Source organism: Streptomyces sp. Q2, from assembly GCF_056820935.1.
On record NZ_JBXEJE010000049.1, the window covers coordinates 36,384 to 51,134 of the forward strand.

General features: G+C 67.9%; 14 protein-coding genes and 3 pseudogenes. 9 read left to right on the plus strand and 8 right to left on the minus strand.

Features of this window, described 5'->3' with window-relative positions:
- Positions 1 to 227 precede the first annotated feature (227 nt).
- Positions 228 to 398, minus strand: a complete 171-nt coding sequence (locus tag ACWBNA_RS39700) for a hypothetical protein (RefSeq protein WP_482709417.1) — start codon at positions 396 to 398, stop codon at positions 228 to 230.
- 20 nt (positions 399 to 418) lie between these two features.
- Between ACWBNA_RS39700 and ACWBNA_RS39705 the strand changes: the two genes are divergently transcribed.
- The 3 genes and pseudogenes from ACWBNA_RS39705 to ACWBNA_RS39715 form a co-directional block, all read left to right on the plus strand.
- The gene (locus ACWBNA_RS39705; protein ID WP_482709418.1) at positions 419 to 1,285 is read left to right on the plus strand and encodes a pentapeptide repeat-containing protein; all 867 of its coding nucleotides are present in this window, start codon (positions 419 to 421) and stop codon (positions 1,283 to 1,285) included.
- Between the two features lie 233 nt (positions 1,286 to 1,518).
- Positions 1,519 to 1,974: pseudogene (locus tag ACWBNA_RS39710) on the plus strand (transposase); the annotation flags it as partial.
- A 142-nt stretch (positions 1,975 to 2,116) separates the two neighbouring features.
- Positions 2,117 to 2,944 (plus strand): annotated as a pseudogene (locus ACWBNA_RS39715) (IS256 family transposase); the annotation flags it as partial.
- Here the strand turns inward: ACWBNA_RS39715 and ACWBNA_RS39720 are convergent.
- A complete protein-coding gene (locus tag ACWBNA_RS39720) occupies positions 2,936 to 5,032 on the minus strand; it encodes an ISAzo13 family transposase (protein ID WP_482709419.1) in 2,097 nt (698 codons plus the stop codon). The pseudogene ACWBNA_RS39715 and the gene ACWBNA_RS39720 overlap by 9 nt on opposite strands.
- A 41-nt stretch (positions 5,033 to 5,073) precedes the next feature.
- Here ACWBNA_RS39720 and ACWBNA_RS39725 point away from each other — a divergent pair.
- Positions 5,074 to 5,562 (plus strand): annotated as a pseudogene (locus tag ACWBNA_RS39725) (transposase); the annotation flags it as partial.
- A 408-nt stretch (positions 5,563 to 5,970) separates the two neighbouring features.
- Here the strand turns inward: ACWBNA_RS39725 and ACWBNA_RS39730 are convergent.
- The 3 genes from ACWBNA_RS39730 to ACWBNA_RS39740 all read right to left on the minus strand — a co-directional run bounded on the left by ACWBNA_RS39730 (position 5,971) and on the right by ACWBNA_RS39740 (position 7,176).
- On the minus strand, positions 5,971 to 6,144 hold the full coding sequence (locus tag ACWBNA_RS39730) for a hypothetical protein (protein ID WP_157961274.1): 174 nt from the start codon (positions 6,142 to 6,144) through the stop codon (positions 5,971 to 5,973).
- A gap of 214 nt (positions 6,145 to 6,358) precedes the next feature.
- Positions 6,359 to 6,709, minus strand: a complete 351-nt coding sequence (locus tag ACWBNA_RS39735) for a hypothetical protein (RefSeq protein WP_190154430.1) — start codon at positions 6,707 to 6,709, stop codon at positions 6,359 to 6,361.
- A 2-nt stretch (positions 6,710 to 6,711) separates the two neighbouring features.
- Positions 6,712 to 7,176: a prevent-host-death protein gene (locus ACWBNA_RS39740; protein ID WP_406163894.1), complete on the minus strand. Its 465-nt coding sequence runs from the start codon at positions 7,174 to 7,176 to the stop codon at positions 6,712 to 6,714.
- A 300-nt stretch (positions 7,177 to 7,476) separates the two neighbouring features.
- Between ACWBNA_RS39740 and ACWBNA_RS39745 the strand changes: the two genes are divergently transcribed.
- Positions 7,477 to 7,698, plus strand: a complete 222-nt coding sequence (locus ACWBNA_RS39745; RefSeq protein ID WP_482709420.1) for a hypothetical protein — start codon at positions 7,477 to 7,479, stop codon at positions 7,696 to 7,698.
- Positions 7,699 to 7,719: 21 nt separating this feature from the next.
- Here the strand turns inward: ACWBNA_RS39745 and ACWBNA_RS39750 are convergent, their stop codons facing one another.
- A complete protein-coding gene (locus ACWBNA_RS39750; protein WP_482709443.1) occupies positions 7,720 to 7,905 on the minus strand; it encodes a DUF3732 domain-containing protein in 186 nt (61 codons plus the stop codon).
- On the opposite strand from ACWBNA_RS39750, the gene ACWBNA_RS39755 reads away from it, so the two are divergent.
- Positions 7,877 to 8,662 (plus strand): class I adenylate-forming enzyme family protein, encoded by a 786-nt coding sequence (locus tag ACWBNA_RS39755; RefSeq protein ID WP_482709421.1) that lies wholly within the window; start codon positions 7,877 to 7,879, stop codon positions 8,660 to 8,662. The genes ACWBNA_RS39750 and ACWBNA_RS39755 overlap by 29 nt on opposite strands.
- Before the next feature lie 90 nt (positions 8,663 to 8,752).
- Here ACWBNA_RS39755 and ACWBNA_RS39760 read toward each other — a convergent pair whose 3' ends face one another.
- Positions 8,753 to 9,118, minus strand: coding sequence for a helix-turn-helix domain-containing protein (locus ACWBNA_RS39760; RefSeq protein ID WP_482709444.1), 366 nt, complete (start codon positions 9,116 to 9,118; stop codon positions 8,753 to 8,755).
- Positions 9,001 to 11,640: an ATP-binding protein gene (locus ACWBNA_RS39765; RefSeq protein WP_482709422.1), complete on the minus strand. Its 2,640-nt coding sequence runs from the start codon at positions 11,638 to 11,640 to the stop codon at positions 9,001 to 9,003. Before ACWBNA_RS39765 ends, ACWBNA_RS39760 begins: the two co-directional genes overlap by 118 nt.
- 338 nt (positions 11,641 to 11,978) lie before the next feature.
- Here ACWBNA_RS39765 and ACWBNA_RS39770 point away from each other — a divergent pair, with 338 nt between their 5' ends.
- The 3 genes from ACWBNA_RS39770 to ACWBNA_RS39780 all read left to right on the plus strand — a co-directional run bounded on the left by ACWBNA_RS39770 (position 11,979) and on the right by ACWBNA_RS39780 (position 14,634).
- Complete coding sequence (locus ACWBNA_RS39770) at positions 11,979 to 12,806, plus strand: enoyl-CoA hydratase/isomerase family protein (RefSeq protein WP_482709423.1); 828 nt, start codon at positions 11,979 to 11,981, stop codon at positions 12,804 to 12,806.
- A 285-nt stretch (positions 12,807 to 13,091) separates the two neighbouring features.
- A complete protein-coding gene (locus tag ACWBNA_RS39775; RefSeq protein ID WP_482709424.1) occupies positions 13,092 to 13,481 on the plus strand; it encodes a hypothetical protein in 390 nt (129 codons plus the stop codon).
- A 136-nt stretch (positions 13,482 to 13,617) separates the two neighbouring features.
- Positions 13,618 to 14,634, plus strand: coding sequence for an NADP-dependent oxidoreductase (locus tag ACWBNA_RS39780; protein ID WP_482709425.1), 1,017 nt, complete (start codon positions 13,618 to 13,620; stop codon positions 14,632 to 14,634).
- Positions 14,635 to 14,751 lie beyond the last annotated feature (117 nt).

Consider the following 14,751-nt stretch of genomic DNA (forward strand, 5'->3'; position numbering starts at 1 on the left):
CAGGCCGCACGGGCCCAGGTAAACCTCACAACTTACCCAACCCGTAAGGCCGTTCTCATGTCACGGGCCAGTGCCACAGCACTCTTGATCGTTTACTGAGTGGAGCTTAGGCTCCTGTGCCCATGGAGATGGGGGAACCGGACCGCGGGCGGCGGGCATGGCGCGACGGGCTGGTCAGGCGTCGTGCAGCCGTGGCTCTGCTGGCCGGGGCGGCGGGGCTGGTCGTTCTAGGCACGGTGTTCGTCGTACTGCCGGGTGTGGTGGTCGACCACGATCTCGCCGGGGCGAGCGTCGCCGCACAGGATCGACTGAAGGCGGTGAACGATGTCCGTACGACGCTTCTGCAGGTGGTCGGCGGCCTGGTCGTGCTCTTCGGCGCGTACGCCACCTGGCGGCAACTGCGGGTGAGTCAGGACGGTTGCGCGCCACCCAGGAGGGCTACGTCACCGACCGATTCAGCCGGGCCGTCGACCAGCTCGGCAGCGACAAGCTGGATGTGCGCATCGGCGGGTTGCACGCGCTGTGGCGGATCGCGGAGCAGTCCGCCCGCGACCGGGAGGCCATCATCTCCATCCAGGCCGCGTATCTGCGTACGCACCTGCCCTGGCCACCCGCCGGGCCGGAATCACCGGCGGCAGACGTGCCTATCAACGACATCGCACCCCTGGAGACTCGCGCCGCCGACGCCCAGGTGGCGCTGACCGCGCTCGGCGTGCTGTGCCAGCACCGGGAGCAGTCCTGGGTCAATCTCAGCATCACCGACTTGCGCCGGGCCGACTGCGACGGACTCTGGTTCCCCGAGGTCAACTTCGACCGCGCTTGCATGGAGGCCGCAGGCCTGTACCACGCCAATCTGACCCAGGCGTCCCTGGTCTCGGTCAACCTGCGGCACGCCGACCTCACGACTGCGATTCTCCGCCGGGCTCGCTGCATTCTGGCCGACCTACGGGGCGCGAAGCTGGTCGAAACCGACTTGCGTGACGCCGACTTCACTGAGACCGACCTGCGCGAGGCGAACCTGCGCAAGGCCGTCGCCCACGGCGCGGTCTTCCAACGCGCCGATCTCCGCATGGCCGACTTGCGCGGCACCGACTTGCGCACCGCCAACCTTGTCGAAGCACGCCTGACCGGCGCCGTGGCCAGCGAGCGCACCCTCTGGCCCGCCGACTTCGACCACACGGCCGCCGGAGTCGTCGACACCGATGACCCCGGCCCCGAGCCCTCGCCCCTACTCCAGCCCCCGGGGATGACGTGGCAGGCGCCGCCGCTGCGGTCCACTCCCTGACCAAGACGCGCCGGTCAAGACAGCGGCGACCGCGACCCGCCTGACGGCACCACTCCTCCTCAGCGGCGTCCTGATCGCGCAGGGGCCCAGACCGCCAGGCAGATCCGGGAGCTGGTATCGCTCCCAAGGTCGTTATAGCAGCTGCATGCGGCTACTGCGGCCGCCGCGCCAGCTGCGGTCTCGTCGTAGATCGTGGGCGATCTTGCGGACGTGGGCGCCCGACCGTGCGAGACCGTCTGGCCTTTCTGCTGGCCGATCTGCCCGTGGAAGTGCTGGGCCGGATGCGTTCTGACCGCGTCCTGTTCTTTCCGCCGCCGCCCCAGCCCGCGGGCAAGCGGGGACGCAAGCCCCGGCATGGAGAGGGGTTCGTCTTCGAGGATCCGAGCACCCATCCTGTCCCGTCCCGCACCACGGTGAGCGACACCATGCACTACGGACAGGCCCTCGCTACCGCCTGGGACCGCCTGCACCCGCTGCTGACCCGGCGCTCGGCCTGGGCCGGCCACCTCGCCCAGCTGCCGGTCATCGAAGGCACCGTCATCCGTCTGCAGGTCGACCACCTGCGCGGCGACCGCAATCCCAAGCCGATCTGGCTGTGGTGGTCCGCCACCGGCGCCAGCGCCGCAGATGTGGACCGCCTCTGGCAGGCCTTCCTGCGCAGATTCGACCTGGAGCACACCTTCCGGATGGCGTCCCTTGTCGTGGTGTAGCCGATCACGGTTAGGGAGTGCGCCGGGGGCGTGTGCTGATGGGCTTTCGCTCCCTGCCCGTAAGGCGGGCCATCGTGCAACTCTCCGTAGTGAACGGGCAGTTCAACGCGGGAGGTGCAGGATGGCCCTGTCTCAGCATGACTTACTCCGGCTGCTTGAGTCACTACGTTCGGCGGACGGGCTCGAACTCGTCCGCAGTGTGGCTGAGCGGATGCTCCAGGAGCTGATCGAGGCCGAGGCCACGGCCCGGATCGGCGCGGAGTGGAACGAGCACACCGAGACGCGCACCGCGCTTCGCAACGGCCACCGCGACAAGACGCTCAGCACCCAGGCCGGCGACCTGGACCTCGCGATCCCCAAGCTGCGGTCGGGGAGCTTCTTCCCCGCGCTGCTGGAGCGACGACGACGCATCGACCAGGCCCTGTACGCGGTCATCATGGAGGCCTACGTCCACGGCGTGTCCACGCGGTCGGTCGACGATCTGGTCAAGGCCCTCGGCGCGGAGACCGGGATATCCAAGAGTGAGGTCTCGCGGATCTGCCAGGACCTGGACGGTCGGCTGACCGCGTTCCGTGCCCGGCCCCTGGACCACGTCCGCTTCCCGTACGTCTATCTGGACGCGACCTACTGCAAGGCAAGGGTCGAGCACCAGATCGTGTCCCGCGCCGTGGTGATCGCCACCGGGATCACCGAGGACGGCGGCCGCGAGGTGCTGGGCGATGGGGGTCCTCCCGCTCGAGCGAAGTCGAGAGTGGGGGAGGTCGGCGACAGTGAGACCGAGGTGTTCTGGACCGAGTTCCTGCGTCACCTGCGCGAACGCGGTCTGACCGGGGTCCGGCTCGTCATCGGCGACCACCACTTGGGACTGGTCAAAGCCATCCGCAAGGTCATGCTCGGGGCCGCCTACCAGCGCTGCAGGGTTCACTGGACCCGTAAAGAATCAACTCAGCGTATTTGTCGTCGAGATGGAGGCGAGCAGGGATTCGGCGGTGTGGTGTTTGAACGGGGCAGGTGGCAGGTGGAACCCATCCGCATCGAGGAGGGGACGGACGTCGCGGAAGGCGTTGCCGATGGTGCTCCGGTTCACCTGGAACAGTTCGGCCAGTACTTCGCCGGTGCAGACGCGGCGGTGGAACAAGACGGTTGCCAGGACACGTTCCGGGTCGGTGATCTTCTGGGCGAACACGCCGCCGCGGGTGCCCGGTTGGCGCGGTCTGCCGCGCTGGGTGTGACGGCGCCCCTCGACGAGGGCGGCCTGACGGGGTGCGAGGTGTTCGATGAGTTCCTGCAGGTCCGTGCGGCTCATCCCGGTCAGGGCCGGATCGCAGAGTTCTTCGGGCAGCGAGGTGCGGCTTCGGGCGGGAAGAGCCCCGGTGCTGAGGAACCCGATCAGTTGGCCCGGCTCGGTGAACAGCAGTGTTGTCGGTTCCACCTTGACCTTGTGGCCGTCCAGGAGGCGGCGGGTCTCGGTGATCACCGGGCTGATGACCCGGTCGGTGACCTCCAGCATCTCAGCCAGGACGCGTTGGGGACAGACCTGACGCAGGTAGAGGAGGGTCAGCAGGATGCGGTCGCGGCCGGTGAAGAGGGGCTTGCCGTGGTCGGCGGCCGCCTTGCGACGCGGTCCGCCCCGCTGCTGGAAGCAACGCCGCTCGCGCTCCGCCTCCTGGGCGGGGGCGAGCCGAGCTGCCACATTGTCGAGTTCGGTTGCGCTCATCCCGGTCAGGCGGGGGTCGTCCAGCAGGTCCAGGACTGTTCTGCGTCCCGGCACCGTTGCAGTCGGCCCGCTTCCGGGCGGCGCCGGCTCCGTGGTGGTCAGGGGCGCGGGGTGGAGCGTGTAGTTCCAGCTGCCGCGGGCCTTGTGGGGTTCCAGGGGCAGGGCTTTCATACGGGCCTTGCTGATGGCGACGCCGAGCGGGTAGGAGCGGGTGTCGAGCTCGGCCTGGACGCGCAGCCCGCTGCGGGTGGTGGTGGAGGCGATCGCGTTCACGATGACTTCGTGGCTGGTCAACGGCCTACCGCGCCAGTTCATAGTGATGTGGGAGAAGAGCCGGTGCTCGATCTTGTTCCACTTCGAGGTGCCGGGCGGAAAGTGGCAGACCGTGATCGCCAGCCCCGTTTCGGCGGCGAGCGCGGCCAGTTCCGCTTTCCAGGCGCGGTAGCGGTAGCTGTTGGAGCCGCCCGCGTCCGCGGTGATCAGCAGCCGGGTGGCGGCCGGGTAGTCGAGCTGGCCGCGGGCCTGCCACCAGCGGCGGATCGTGGCCACGGCGAAGGCAGAGGTGTTGTGATCGACTCCGACGCTGACCCATCCGGTGTCAGCGGCCAGGTCGTAGATGCCGTAGGGGATCGCGGTCTCGCCCTTGGGGCCGGTGAAGAAGCTGTGATCCTCGACCTGGACCGGCTCGCCCTTGGGCCGCCACTCGCGTCCAGTGTTCGGCAGTTGCCCGAGCATCTCCTTCTTCTTGGCGTCGACACTGATCACCGGCTCGCCCGCGGCCTGGAACTGCTTGACCTGATCGTTGATGTAGTGGAACTGCGCGTCCCGATCCGGATGCTGGTCTCCTTCCAGCGTCTTGGCGTTCGCCTGCAGGCTGAAGCCGTTCTCCCGCAGAAGCCGGCCGACAGTCACCGGCGAGACACGGTGCCCTCGCCTCGTGAGCTCCGCCGCGAGACGCCGCAATGACTTCGTCGTCCAGCGCAGCGGCGAAATCGGATCGCCGCGTTCGTCCGGCTCGACCAGGCTCAACAGGGCGGGCAGCAGCGCCGGATCCAGCTCGGTCGCGGTCTTGCGCCCACCGCCCGGCCTACGGATCCGACCCTCCGCCAGCAACTCGCCGCCCGCCTCCAACTCGAAGACGCCCTTGCGTACGGTGCTCTCGCTCGCCCCGGCGATCCTGGCCACGGCCCGCACCCCGCCGTGGCCCAGCAATCTCGCCTCAGTCGCGAGCGCGAGTCGACGCTGCCGCTCGTTCAGGTGGGGCAGCAACACCTCGAATCGAACAGCGAGTTGAGCCAGCACCGCGTCCTTGATCGCCATACCAGGTCAACGAGACCGGGCTCAGAAAGCAATACCTTGTTCGCGTACGGGTCCACTACGCCCGCAACCTGCTCAGCGTGATCAACAAGGAAGCGGCCGAGATGGCCGCCGCCACGATCCGCACGATCTTCGCCCAGCCCACCGCCGACGCGGTCCGCACTCAGCTCGACACCGTCGCCGACATGCTCGGCAAGCAGTTCCCCAAGGTCAAAGGCATGCTGCTGGAGGCGAAGGACGACCTGACCGCCTTCGCCGCCTTCCCGGAGCGACATTAGAAGAAGATCCAGTCCACCAACCCGCTGGAGCGGATCAACCGCGAGGTCAAGCGCCGCACCGACGTCGTCCAGGTCTTCCCCAATGACGACGCGCTCCTGCGGCTGGTCACCGCCGTGCTCTTCGAGCTACACGACGAATGGATCGCCTTCCCCCGCCGCTACCTGCCCGAGGGAAGCATGGACCAGCTCTACCCCTCCGAGCGCCCCGAAAGCACCCCCGCGCTACCCAACACCACCAACACGACCGCCGGATGATCGGCTACACCACGAGAAGGGACGCGACCCAGTGGCCGGCCCGCACAAGGTCATACACGGCCCCGCAGTCCATGTTGGGGCCTTGGGTCAAGGCCCCCCGGATGGACGGACGCCCCGACCCGGTCTCACGCGAACGGCCCCCGGCGAGTGCGCCAGGGGCCGTTCCCCGTCCCCCATGGGAGACGGATCTTCCCCATCAGGGCTAGCCAGAGCAAGTGGAGGCTAAGCAAGGCTAGATAGCGGGTCGGATAGAAGCAGGTAGGGACGCTGGCCGGGCTTTGCGTCGGCGCAACCGTTGATCCAGACGATCATACGTATCTTCTCGGCGGCGATCACCGACAGGGATGAGCCGTCGGTGAGACGTGTGAGAACGGGAGTACGCCGATTGCTGCGCAGTCGGTCCAGGAATTAGGCGCGGGTCGCGGTAACGGAGGCGAGGAAGTCGTTGCCGTCGAAGCCCTGGTCCCACAGGACGAGCATGTCCGGCCGCAGCAGGCGCGAGGCATAGCTGGTCTCGTTCTCGGCGGTGGGACCGAACACCGCGCCGAGCAAGGCTCGTGTGCCGGTCTCGACCAGCGTCATCAACTCCAGTGTGTGATAGCCGTGAGCGCTTGTGCGGGGTGGCCTGGATTGGGCCGACATTGGCGGTGTGATCCGGTTTGTCGAATACGAACGGATCAAGCCCACTTTCCCAAAGGCGTGCCGCCCTCGGGTGAAGTCAAAGTCCCCGGTCGCGGCAGTCACACAGCGATCATCCCAGTCGGATGCGCGCTCACCGACGATGTGCGAAGCTGGTCTACTTCGTCTCGTTCGGGTGGCTCGTGTGCACCTGCTCCAGGAAGACCGTGCGCTCGTGGACGTAGAACCAGATGCGCGCGGTGCCCTTCGCAGTCGGTTTGTGCTGCCACCGCTCATGGGTCGCGCCGCCACGCTCGATGACGCCGAGCTCACCCTTGAGCCGATAGTTCGTCGGCGTCGTGGACAGCGGCGTCCGCGTGAGGAAGTCCCAGGTCTCCGTCATGGAGTTGCGGATCGTCGCGACGAGGTCGCGCCATCCCTTCTGCGCGTCGGCTGTGGCGAAGCGGATCTCGTACTCGATCTTCTTCGGAGGGCGAGGAACCAGCTCGCCCTTCCTGGCGGCCGCCACGGCTACGGACGCTCCACGGTCTCATCGTCGTCGAACCACTCCAGACCGGCGCTGCCGCTGCTGAGCCCGGCCGCGACGGCCGTGGCCGTCTCCTTCCAGGAGGTCAGCTCTGCGATCGCGAGGTGCGGCTGGTCGGTGGCGAACGACGCGCGCGCCGCATCGACGAGGTCCTGCGCGCAGGACTCCCGGTCGGCCGGCGACAGCGCGAGCATCCAAGGAAAGGCCTTGGACATCCGCTCGGCGAGCGAGCCGCGGTCGTCGAGGGTGACGGTGATGAGCTGCGCGGCAAAGTTCAGCAAGCGGGCACGACCTTCGGCCTCGCGCTGCGACATCAGGACCAGAGCCTCGCCGTCGCGCCGGGTCACCGTCACGGGGTGGTCCTCGGCCTCGGCGAAGACCTCGGCGGAGTGCTTGCTCAGGTCCGAGGAGCGCCGAGTCGCCACGGGGAGGCCTGCTGCGATGGTCATGCATCCATAGTATTCGGAACGTATTCGGAAGTCCAGTGGAGGCCGCAGAGTGCGTGCGCCAGACTCGACCTCCGGATGCGGTCCGATGCCAGATCTCAGCCTTCCTTGATGCTTGAGTCAGACCCGAACTCACAGCCGGTCGATCGTCGAGATGGGGCGCGCACTTACAGAGCTGCTTACCTTGCGCCTGCCGAAAAACTCATCCGTCCTGGTGGGGGCTGGTGTACGGATGGTGTCGAGCGCGGGCGTTAGGGCGGGTGCTCTGGGCGCCTGGTGAGTGCCCCGGCAGGATGATCTGTCGTGCTGCTGCGACTGACCTATCTCGCTGTGACGAACGTGTTCGCCCTGCTGCGCCTGCTGGTGATGAGCGACCATGGCAAGGACATCGAGATCCTCGCGCTGCGTCATCAGAATCGGGGTACTGGAGCGCCAACTCGACGGCCGGAGAGACCGTCGACATTCCGGTGGCCATACAGGAAACCGCCGTTCGCAGGCGTAGTTCAGGCGCTGTCACCTGGCTGACGGCCCCCCTCATGCGGGGTCCTACGGGAGAGGTTGAGGGGAACCTGCTGCGTCGGCCCAGTGGTCGGGAACGAGCTTTTCGCTGTGGTGCCATCGGTGTACGACAGCTTCTTGAAACCACGGCGTCGGGAAGTCCACGTGGTCGCAGACGATGACCTGCAAGTCGGGGGCCAGGTCCTTGGCTACTTCGTCGATCAGCTTGAACAGCTCCTGTGCTGAGGGTCTGTTCGTTTCAGTGTGGTCGTCGCCATCTTGGCTGGTGGAGGGAAACTCACCCGCCGCCCCGGCCGCCGCCGAGCTGCTGACCCGGTTCGAGGCCCGCTACGGGTTCCCCCTCGTCGAGGGATACGGCCTGTCCGAAGGAACCTGCGGTTCCACCATCAACCCCGTCAACGGCCCTCGACGTGCCGGGACCGTGGGCCTTCCCTTCCCCGGCCAGGAGATCCGGATCCTCGGCGCCGACGGCAGCGAAGTGACGCTGGGCAAGGACGGAGAAGTCGCCGTGCGGGGCCCCAACGTCATGCGCGGCTATCTCGGCCGTCCGGACGAAACGGCCAGAGTCCTCGTCGACGGCTGGCTGCACACGGGCGATGTGGGCTATCTCGACGCCGAGGGCTATCTGACCCTGGTCGGGCGCTCGAAAGACATGATCATCCGTGGCGGGGAGAACATCTACCCCAAGGAGATCGAGGACGTGCTGGCAGGCGACCCGTCGGTGCTCGAGGCCGCCGTGATCGGCGTACCCGACGAAAAGTGGGGAGAGGTGGTGGTCGCCTACGTCCAGCCTCGGCCGGGGTCGACCGTCGAACCGTCGGCACTGAAGGCCCTCTGTGCGCGCAGCCTCACTGGCTACAAGCGCCCAACGGCGTTCTTCCTGGTGGAAGCCATCCCGAAGAACGCGGTCGGCAAGATCGACAAGGGCTCGTTGCGTGCCGGCCACGCTGCACTCTCAGCCCCGTCCTGATGATCAAGTGGATGAACGACGCGGTAAGCAGGTACCACGAGGCGAATCCAGGCACCAGCCAGCCGGACGCCCCCAAAACGCCGTCGCCGGTCAGCCGATCAGACGCAGCCCGTCCTCGAAGTCGACGCGGGCGAGGTCGGCGCGCGAGAGGATACCGAGCTTGGGATACACGTTGGCCAGGTGATGACCCACCGTACGAGGGCTGATCAGCAGCTGTGCTGCGATCTCCTTGTTGGTGAGCCCCTGCGCGGCCAGCCGTGCGACTCGCAGCTCCTGCGGCGTGAGGACAGCTGCGGTGTCCCGGGCCGGTGCGGAGTCGCGGCGCGGTTGCTGCCCCGTCAGCTCCTGTTCCGCCCGGGTGCGGGCAAGCAGCGGAACCGCGTCCAGTCGCCGGAAGGTCTCCGCGGCTTCGGCCAGCTGTGTCCGGGCGTCGGTACGGCGCCGGGCCCGCCGCAGCCACTCGCCGTACAGCAGGCGCGTCCGGGCGTAGNAACCGCGTCCAGTCGCCGGAAGGTCTCCGCGGCTTCGGCCAGCTGTGTCCGGGCGTCGGTACGGCGCCGGGCCCGCCGCAGCCACTCGCCGTACAGCAGGCGCGTCCGGGCGTAGTTGAAGGGCCGCGACCGGGCTCCGGGAACATCCAGCGCAAGCCGGAACTGCTTCTCCGCATCCGCCCCCGACGCCAACAGGGCATGGACCAGGTGCGTTGTGGAGATGGCCCACGCTGCGTCGGTCCGCTGGGCACACCGCCGCAGCAACTGCGCCTGGTCCTCGGCCGTCGCGCGCTGCCCTGCCTGGAGGGCGGCTTCGGCGGTGTCCGCCGCGGCGAGCAGCGCGATGGTGGGGTGCGCCGCGTGGTGCCCCGGCTCGGTCAGCCGGACCAGGCGGTCCAGCGCCTCCTCGGCCCGGCCGGCGACGAGCGCCGACATGCCAAGGCTCCACTGCGCTGAAGCGCTGAGGACGCGCACTTCGCGCGGCACCGACATTTCGATGGTCCGGGCGGCGAAGTCCGCGACGGTCCGCTCCTCGCCTCGCGCGGCCGCCAGCCATCCGAGAGAGCTGCGGCACTGCGACGCCAAGTGGTCGTCTCCGATCTCCTCGGCCACTTCGAGCCCCTGAAGGGCGTTCGCCTTGGCGAAGGTCCACGAGCCTTGCACGATGTCGAGCGCCGCGGTCTGGGCCAGCGCCTGGGCGAGGGCGGTCACCTGGTCCGTGTGCCGCAGCCTGTCGGTCTCGCGCTGAAGTGCCTCCCGCAGCACGTCCTCGATGCCCCAGACCATCCCCAGCACTGCCGGTGGCATCTGGAGCCAGGAAGTGCCGCTGAGCCGCGTGAGGATTTCAGCGCCGGGGACCACGCCCTGCTCGCGGTCATCAGCGTCCTCCTCTTGGTCCTCCGTCCACCATTGACGCAGCAGCGGCAGCAGATCGGCGTTCGGGAAGCCTCCCTGCCGGGTCCGCCGCTCGAGCCGTTGGAGCGCCTCGCGCTGAAGTCCGCTGTGACCAGTCGCCCAGGCTGCCCTCACCGCCATGTTTCCGAGATTGGACGCCTGCCCCGGATCGGCCACGCGCTCCATGTCCCCGGTCAGATGGCGGCTGGCGTTCTCCAGGTTCCCGTGCGCGAACTCGATCAGCCCGCGCAGTCCGTCGCTGTGACCCGCAGCGGTCGCTTCGGAGGACATTTCCTCGGCCCGGTCAAGCATTCCCCGCGCCACATCCACCTGCCCGGCCTCCCAAGCCGCCCTCGCCCCGTGGGCCAGCCGTCTGGCCGCGTCGTCCATGGCGGGAGACAGCGTCGCGGCACGCCGCAGGGCACGGCCCGCCGTGGCACAGGCGCCGCGTGCCCATGAACGGTGAGCCGACTCTTCGAGCAGCCGGGCCACCTCCTCGTCGGTTCTGCCTGCGGCCTGGATGGCGGCGGCCAGGTGCCAGGGCCGCAGTTCGCCGGCGTTCTCACCGGTCAGTACGGCGGCGAGCGCACGATGAACGGCCTGCCGGTCCGCGGGGGGCGCCTCCTCGTAGACCACCGCACCCATCAGCGGGTGCCGGAAGCAGATCCGCCCACCCGAGCGCATCGTGAGCAGGCCCGAGTGCAGGGCCTCCTCCCATGTTTCCGCGTCGAGGCCGAGCGCATCCCCGGCCTGGTACACGGTGTTGCGATCACTACGGTCATCGGCAGCGGTGAGAAGCAGGGCGATACGGGCAGGAGCGGACAACCTCTCGATCCGAGTGGCGAAGGCACGGCGCAGGCGGGGCCCGACGGCGATCCGTTCGTCGGCGAGAGGGAGCGCCGAGATGTCGCCGGCTGCCACGGATGCGGGCAGCTCCTGGAGTGCGAGCGGGTTGCCGGCTGCCGCGCGGACCGTACGGCGGATCACCGCTTCATCCGCGTGAGGAACGACGGCACGGGTGAGAAGCCCAGCGTTCTCGTCGTCCAGCCCACGGACCTCCATCGCCGGCAACTTCTCCCATGCTCCCTCGCCAGGGTCGTCGTGGCCGGTGCAAAGCATGGCCACGGACTCGTCGCGCAGTCGGCGAGCAACGAAGACCAGGCACTGGGCGGACGGCTCGTCCAGCCACTGGGCGTCGTCGGCGATGAGCAGCACCGGCCGCTCCCCGGCCAGTTCGCGGAGGAGCGTCAGTACGGCCACGCTGATCAGGAACCGGTCCGCCACATCGCTGCTGGTGCCGAGCGCCCCGTTCAATGCCCTGGCCTGCGGCTCCGGGAGCGTGCTGATCCGCTCCATCGCCGGCCAGAGCAGTTCGTGCAGGGCGGCGAACGCCAGCCGCGACTCAAGACGAGTTCCCCGGCACCTCATGATGGTGAAGTCCGCGGCAGCGGATTCGGCCACATATTCGAGCAAGGCGGTCTTGCCGATGCCGGGTTCTCCCCACAGCATCAGGGCTGTCGCGTCGCCCTGGCGAGCAGTGTCAAGGATCCGGTCAAGGGCCGCCTGCTCCTGGCGCCGTCCATAAAGGTCCATTGCCTTGAAAGCCTAATGGCTGGCTGCTGACGCCCGAGCACTCGAGATACCCGGGTAGCGAACTTCACCACTCCGTGACCGATACGGTGACAGATCCGCTTGCGGCTCGCTGTCCGTAGCGTCGGACGTGGTCAGCGCACTCGCGCGCACCGCGGGAGACGACAGGGCGACCGCGATCATCGAAACCGGAAGCAACGACAGGATGTGGGCGGATCCGGTGGTGCAGGGCTCAAAGGCACCCGTGCATCAGCAGCACATAAATGCGCGACCGGTCCAGCGCCTTCGTGAGTTTCCGACTGCCGCGTAAAACCCATTGCCCGCTATGGAACGGAGCCCCCATGAGCCAACCCAGCACGATCCGTCTCGAGCGCACCACCCCCCAGACCGCCAGGATCACGTTCGCGAATCCTCCTGTGAACCTCATGGTTCCAGCGGACGTCGTGGCGCTGCACGAAATCGTCCGCGGACTCGACGAGGACCCCGACATCCAGGTCGTCGTCTTCTCCAGCGAGATCCCCGACTTCTTCTTCAACCACTTCGAGGGCGACGTCGCCGACCTCCCCGCACCCCAGCACGAGGACGACGCGCCGGTCTGGACCGACATGGTCCTGCGGTTGAGCAAGGCTTCGTACGTCAGCATCGCGGCCATCCGTGGTCGCACCCGCGGCGCCGGCAACGAGCTGGCCCTCGCCTGCGACCTGCGGTACGCCAGTCGCGAGAAGGCATTTTTCGGCCACCCCGAGGTCGGCCTCGGAATCGTTCCCGGCGGAGGTGGAACCGAGCGACTCCCCCGCCTCATCGGCCGCGACCGCGCGCTCGAGGCGATCCTCGGCAGCGCCGACTACGACGCCGACGCGGCCGAGCGCTGGGGATGGGTCACGCGAGCCCTGCCCGACGCGGAACTCGACGCCTTCGTCGATGCGACGGTCGCTCGCCTCGCCTCCTTCGACCGGCAGGCATTGGCGACCGCCAAGGCACTGACCAACCGAGCGACACTGCCGCCGGACGCCGACCTGGTCACCAGCTACGGCGAGTTCGTGGACTCGCTGACCAACCCGGGATTCCTGGTTCGTCAGGCGGCGGTCGTCGCGCTGTTTGCCGACAAGGGTCTCGACGTCGAATACCAGTTGGGCGAGTACATCGGCCAGGCCAACCAGACCTCCTGATCACTTCTCGTGAATCTCTGGTCGGCTGGACGTGACCTGTACATGCGGAATAGCGCGTGCGGCGGCACTCACCTTCGCGCAACTCCGCGGAATTTCTGACCTCGCCAGCTACGGCGTTTCCGGATGCCCAGTTCACAGGAGGTCTCCGCGCTGACACGGCGGAATGGTCCAGCGCCACGAGGAGGACGACGTGCGGGTGCACAGCTACATGGCTCCGGACGACTGCCTGAAGGTCACCACCCAGCCGATCGCGACTCCGGGGCGCCGCATCGCGGTGACGCCCCGGTGGCTGTCAAGTACGCCAAAGGGCTTGGCAAGCCGCTGGACCGGATCGTCATTGCCCATGCGCAACCGGGTCACTTCCAGGACGAGCCGCTTCAACGTGCCCATTCACGCACCGCTGGCGCGTGTGAGCAGTTGGCTGCTCGAGGGGACCCGGACCCTGCCCGTGTTCCGGTCCGGCAGGAGACCACCGACGGTCTGCTGATCCTGCTGCTCGAGCACAGTGTGCTGTCCGGCTACGGACGCCCGCGGGACCAGCATCCTTCGCCTGCCTCAGACACGTCCGGCTACCTGACCGTACCGGCCGACGACCGGCGTACCAACGACGACTGGCGTACCAACGACGACTGGCGCTCCTGGGAGAGCGCTGAACGAACTGCCCCAGTTTCCTGACTCCGTCGGGTCTGCGTCGCCCGGCGTGCCTTCCGGCTGTCGGTTCGATTTCTCATCTCACCAGCCAGACCTACCTGTTCAGAAGACAGACCTTCTGTCCGTTTTGGAATGAAGACCTCGCGAAGGGACCACCCACATGTCCGAGCAGGCGATCCCCACCACCGCACGCGCCTGGCACCTGGACACCCGCCCGGAGGGCTGGCCGACGGCGTCCGACTTCTCGCTGCGCGAGGTGGACCTCCCCGCGCCCGGCCCGGGACAACTCCTGGTCACCAACGAGTACCTCTCGGTCGACCCCTACATGCGCGGCCGGATGAGTGACAAGAAGTCCTACATCGAACCCTACGACGTGGACGCACCGATGGACGGTCCGGCGGTCGGCCGCGTGCTGGTGTCCCACGCCGAGGGATTCACGCCGGGCGACTATGTGGTCCACGCCCTCGGCTGGCGCGACCACGCGGTCCTCGACGCGGCGACCGCCCAGAAGGTGGACCCGAACCTCGCGCCGCTCACCGCCTACCTGGGTGTGCTGGGCATACCCGGCCTCACCGCGTACATCGGGCTCCATCGGTTCGCGAAGATCAAGGAGGGCGACACGGTCTTCGTCTCGGGCGCGGCAGGCGCCATCGGAACCCAGGTCGGCCAGATCGCCAAGCTGAAGGGCGCTAGCCGGGTGATCGGCAGCGCGGGCTCCGACGACAAGGTCAGGCTGCTCATCGAGGAGTACGGCTACGACGCGGCGTTCAACTACAAGAACGGGCCTGTCGCCGAGCAGTTGGCACAGGCGGCGCCGGACGGCATCGACGTCTTCTTCGACAACGTCGGGGGCGAGCACCTGGAAGCGGCGATCGGCGCTCTCAAACTGCACGCACGGATCGTGCTGTGCGGGATGGTCTCCCAGTACAACGACGAGAAGGTCGTGGGGCCGCGGAACCTGTGGAACCTGTCGGTGACGCGTTCCGACATTCTGGCGTTCATGGCGACCGAAGAGCTGGACCTCCAGCCGGACTTCGTCCGCGAGGTCGGCGGGTGGCTCGCCCAGGGCAAGCTCCGCTACCGCGAAACCGTGCGGGACGGCCTCGACAACACCTTGGACGCCTTCCTTGCCATGATGCGCGGCGAGAACGTCGGCAAGATGATCGTCAAGCTCTGAACACATCTTCGACGGACCGCGAGGACCGCCTGCCGTGCGTACGGCGGGTCCCTTCCGCGTCAGCCGCGGGCACGGTCGACCCGCCAGAGGCAGGGGTGCGCCTCTCCCCACAGATCG

Bases quoted from the DNA above. Each gene is read 5' to 3' on its own strand.
- ACWBNA_RS39730 (WP_157961274.1), bottom strand. From the start codon at position 6,144: ATGACGCTGGTCGAGACCGGCACACGAGCCTTGCTCGGCGCGGTGTTC.
- ACWBNA_RS39780 (WP_482709425.1), top strand. From the start codon at position 13,618: ATGTCCGAGCAGGCGATCCCCACCACCGCACGCGCCTGGCACCTGGAC.
- ACWBNA_RS39770 (WP_482709423.1), top strand. From the start codon at position 11,979: ATGAGCCAACCCAGCACGATCCGTCTCGAGCGCACCACCCCCCAGACC.
- ACWBNA_RS39740 (WP_406163894.1), bottom strand. From the start codon at position 7,176: ATGACCATCGCAGCAGGCCTCCCCGTGGCGACTCGGCGCTCCTCGGAC.
- ACWBNA_RS39720 (WP_482709419.1), bottom strand. From the start codon at position 5,032: ATGGCGATCAAGGACGCGGTGCTGGCTCAACTCGCTGTTCGATTCGAG.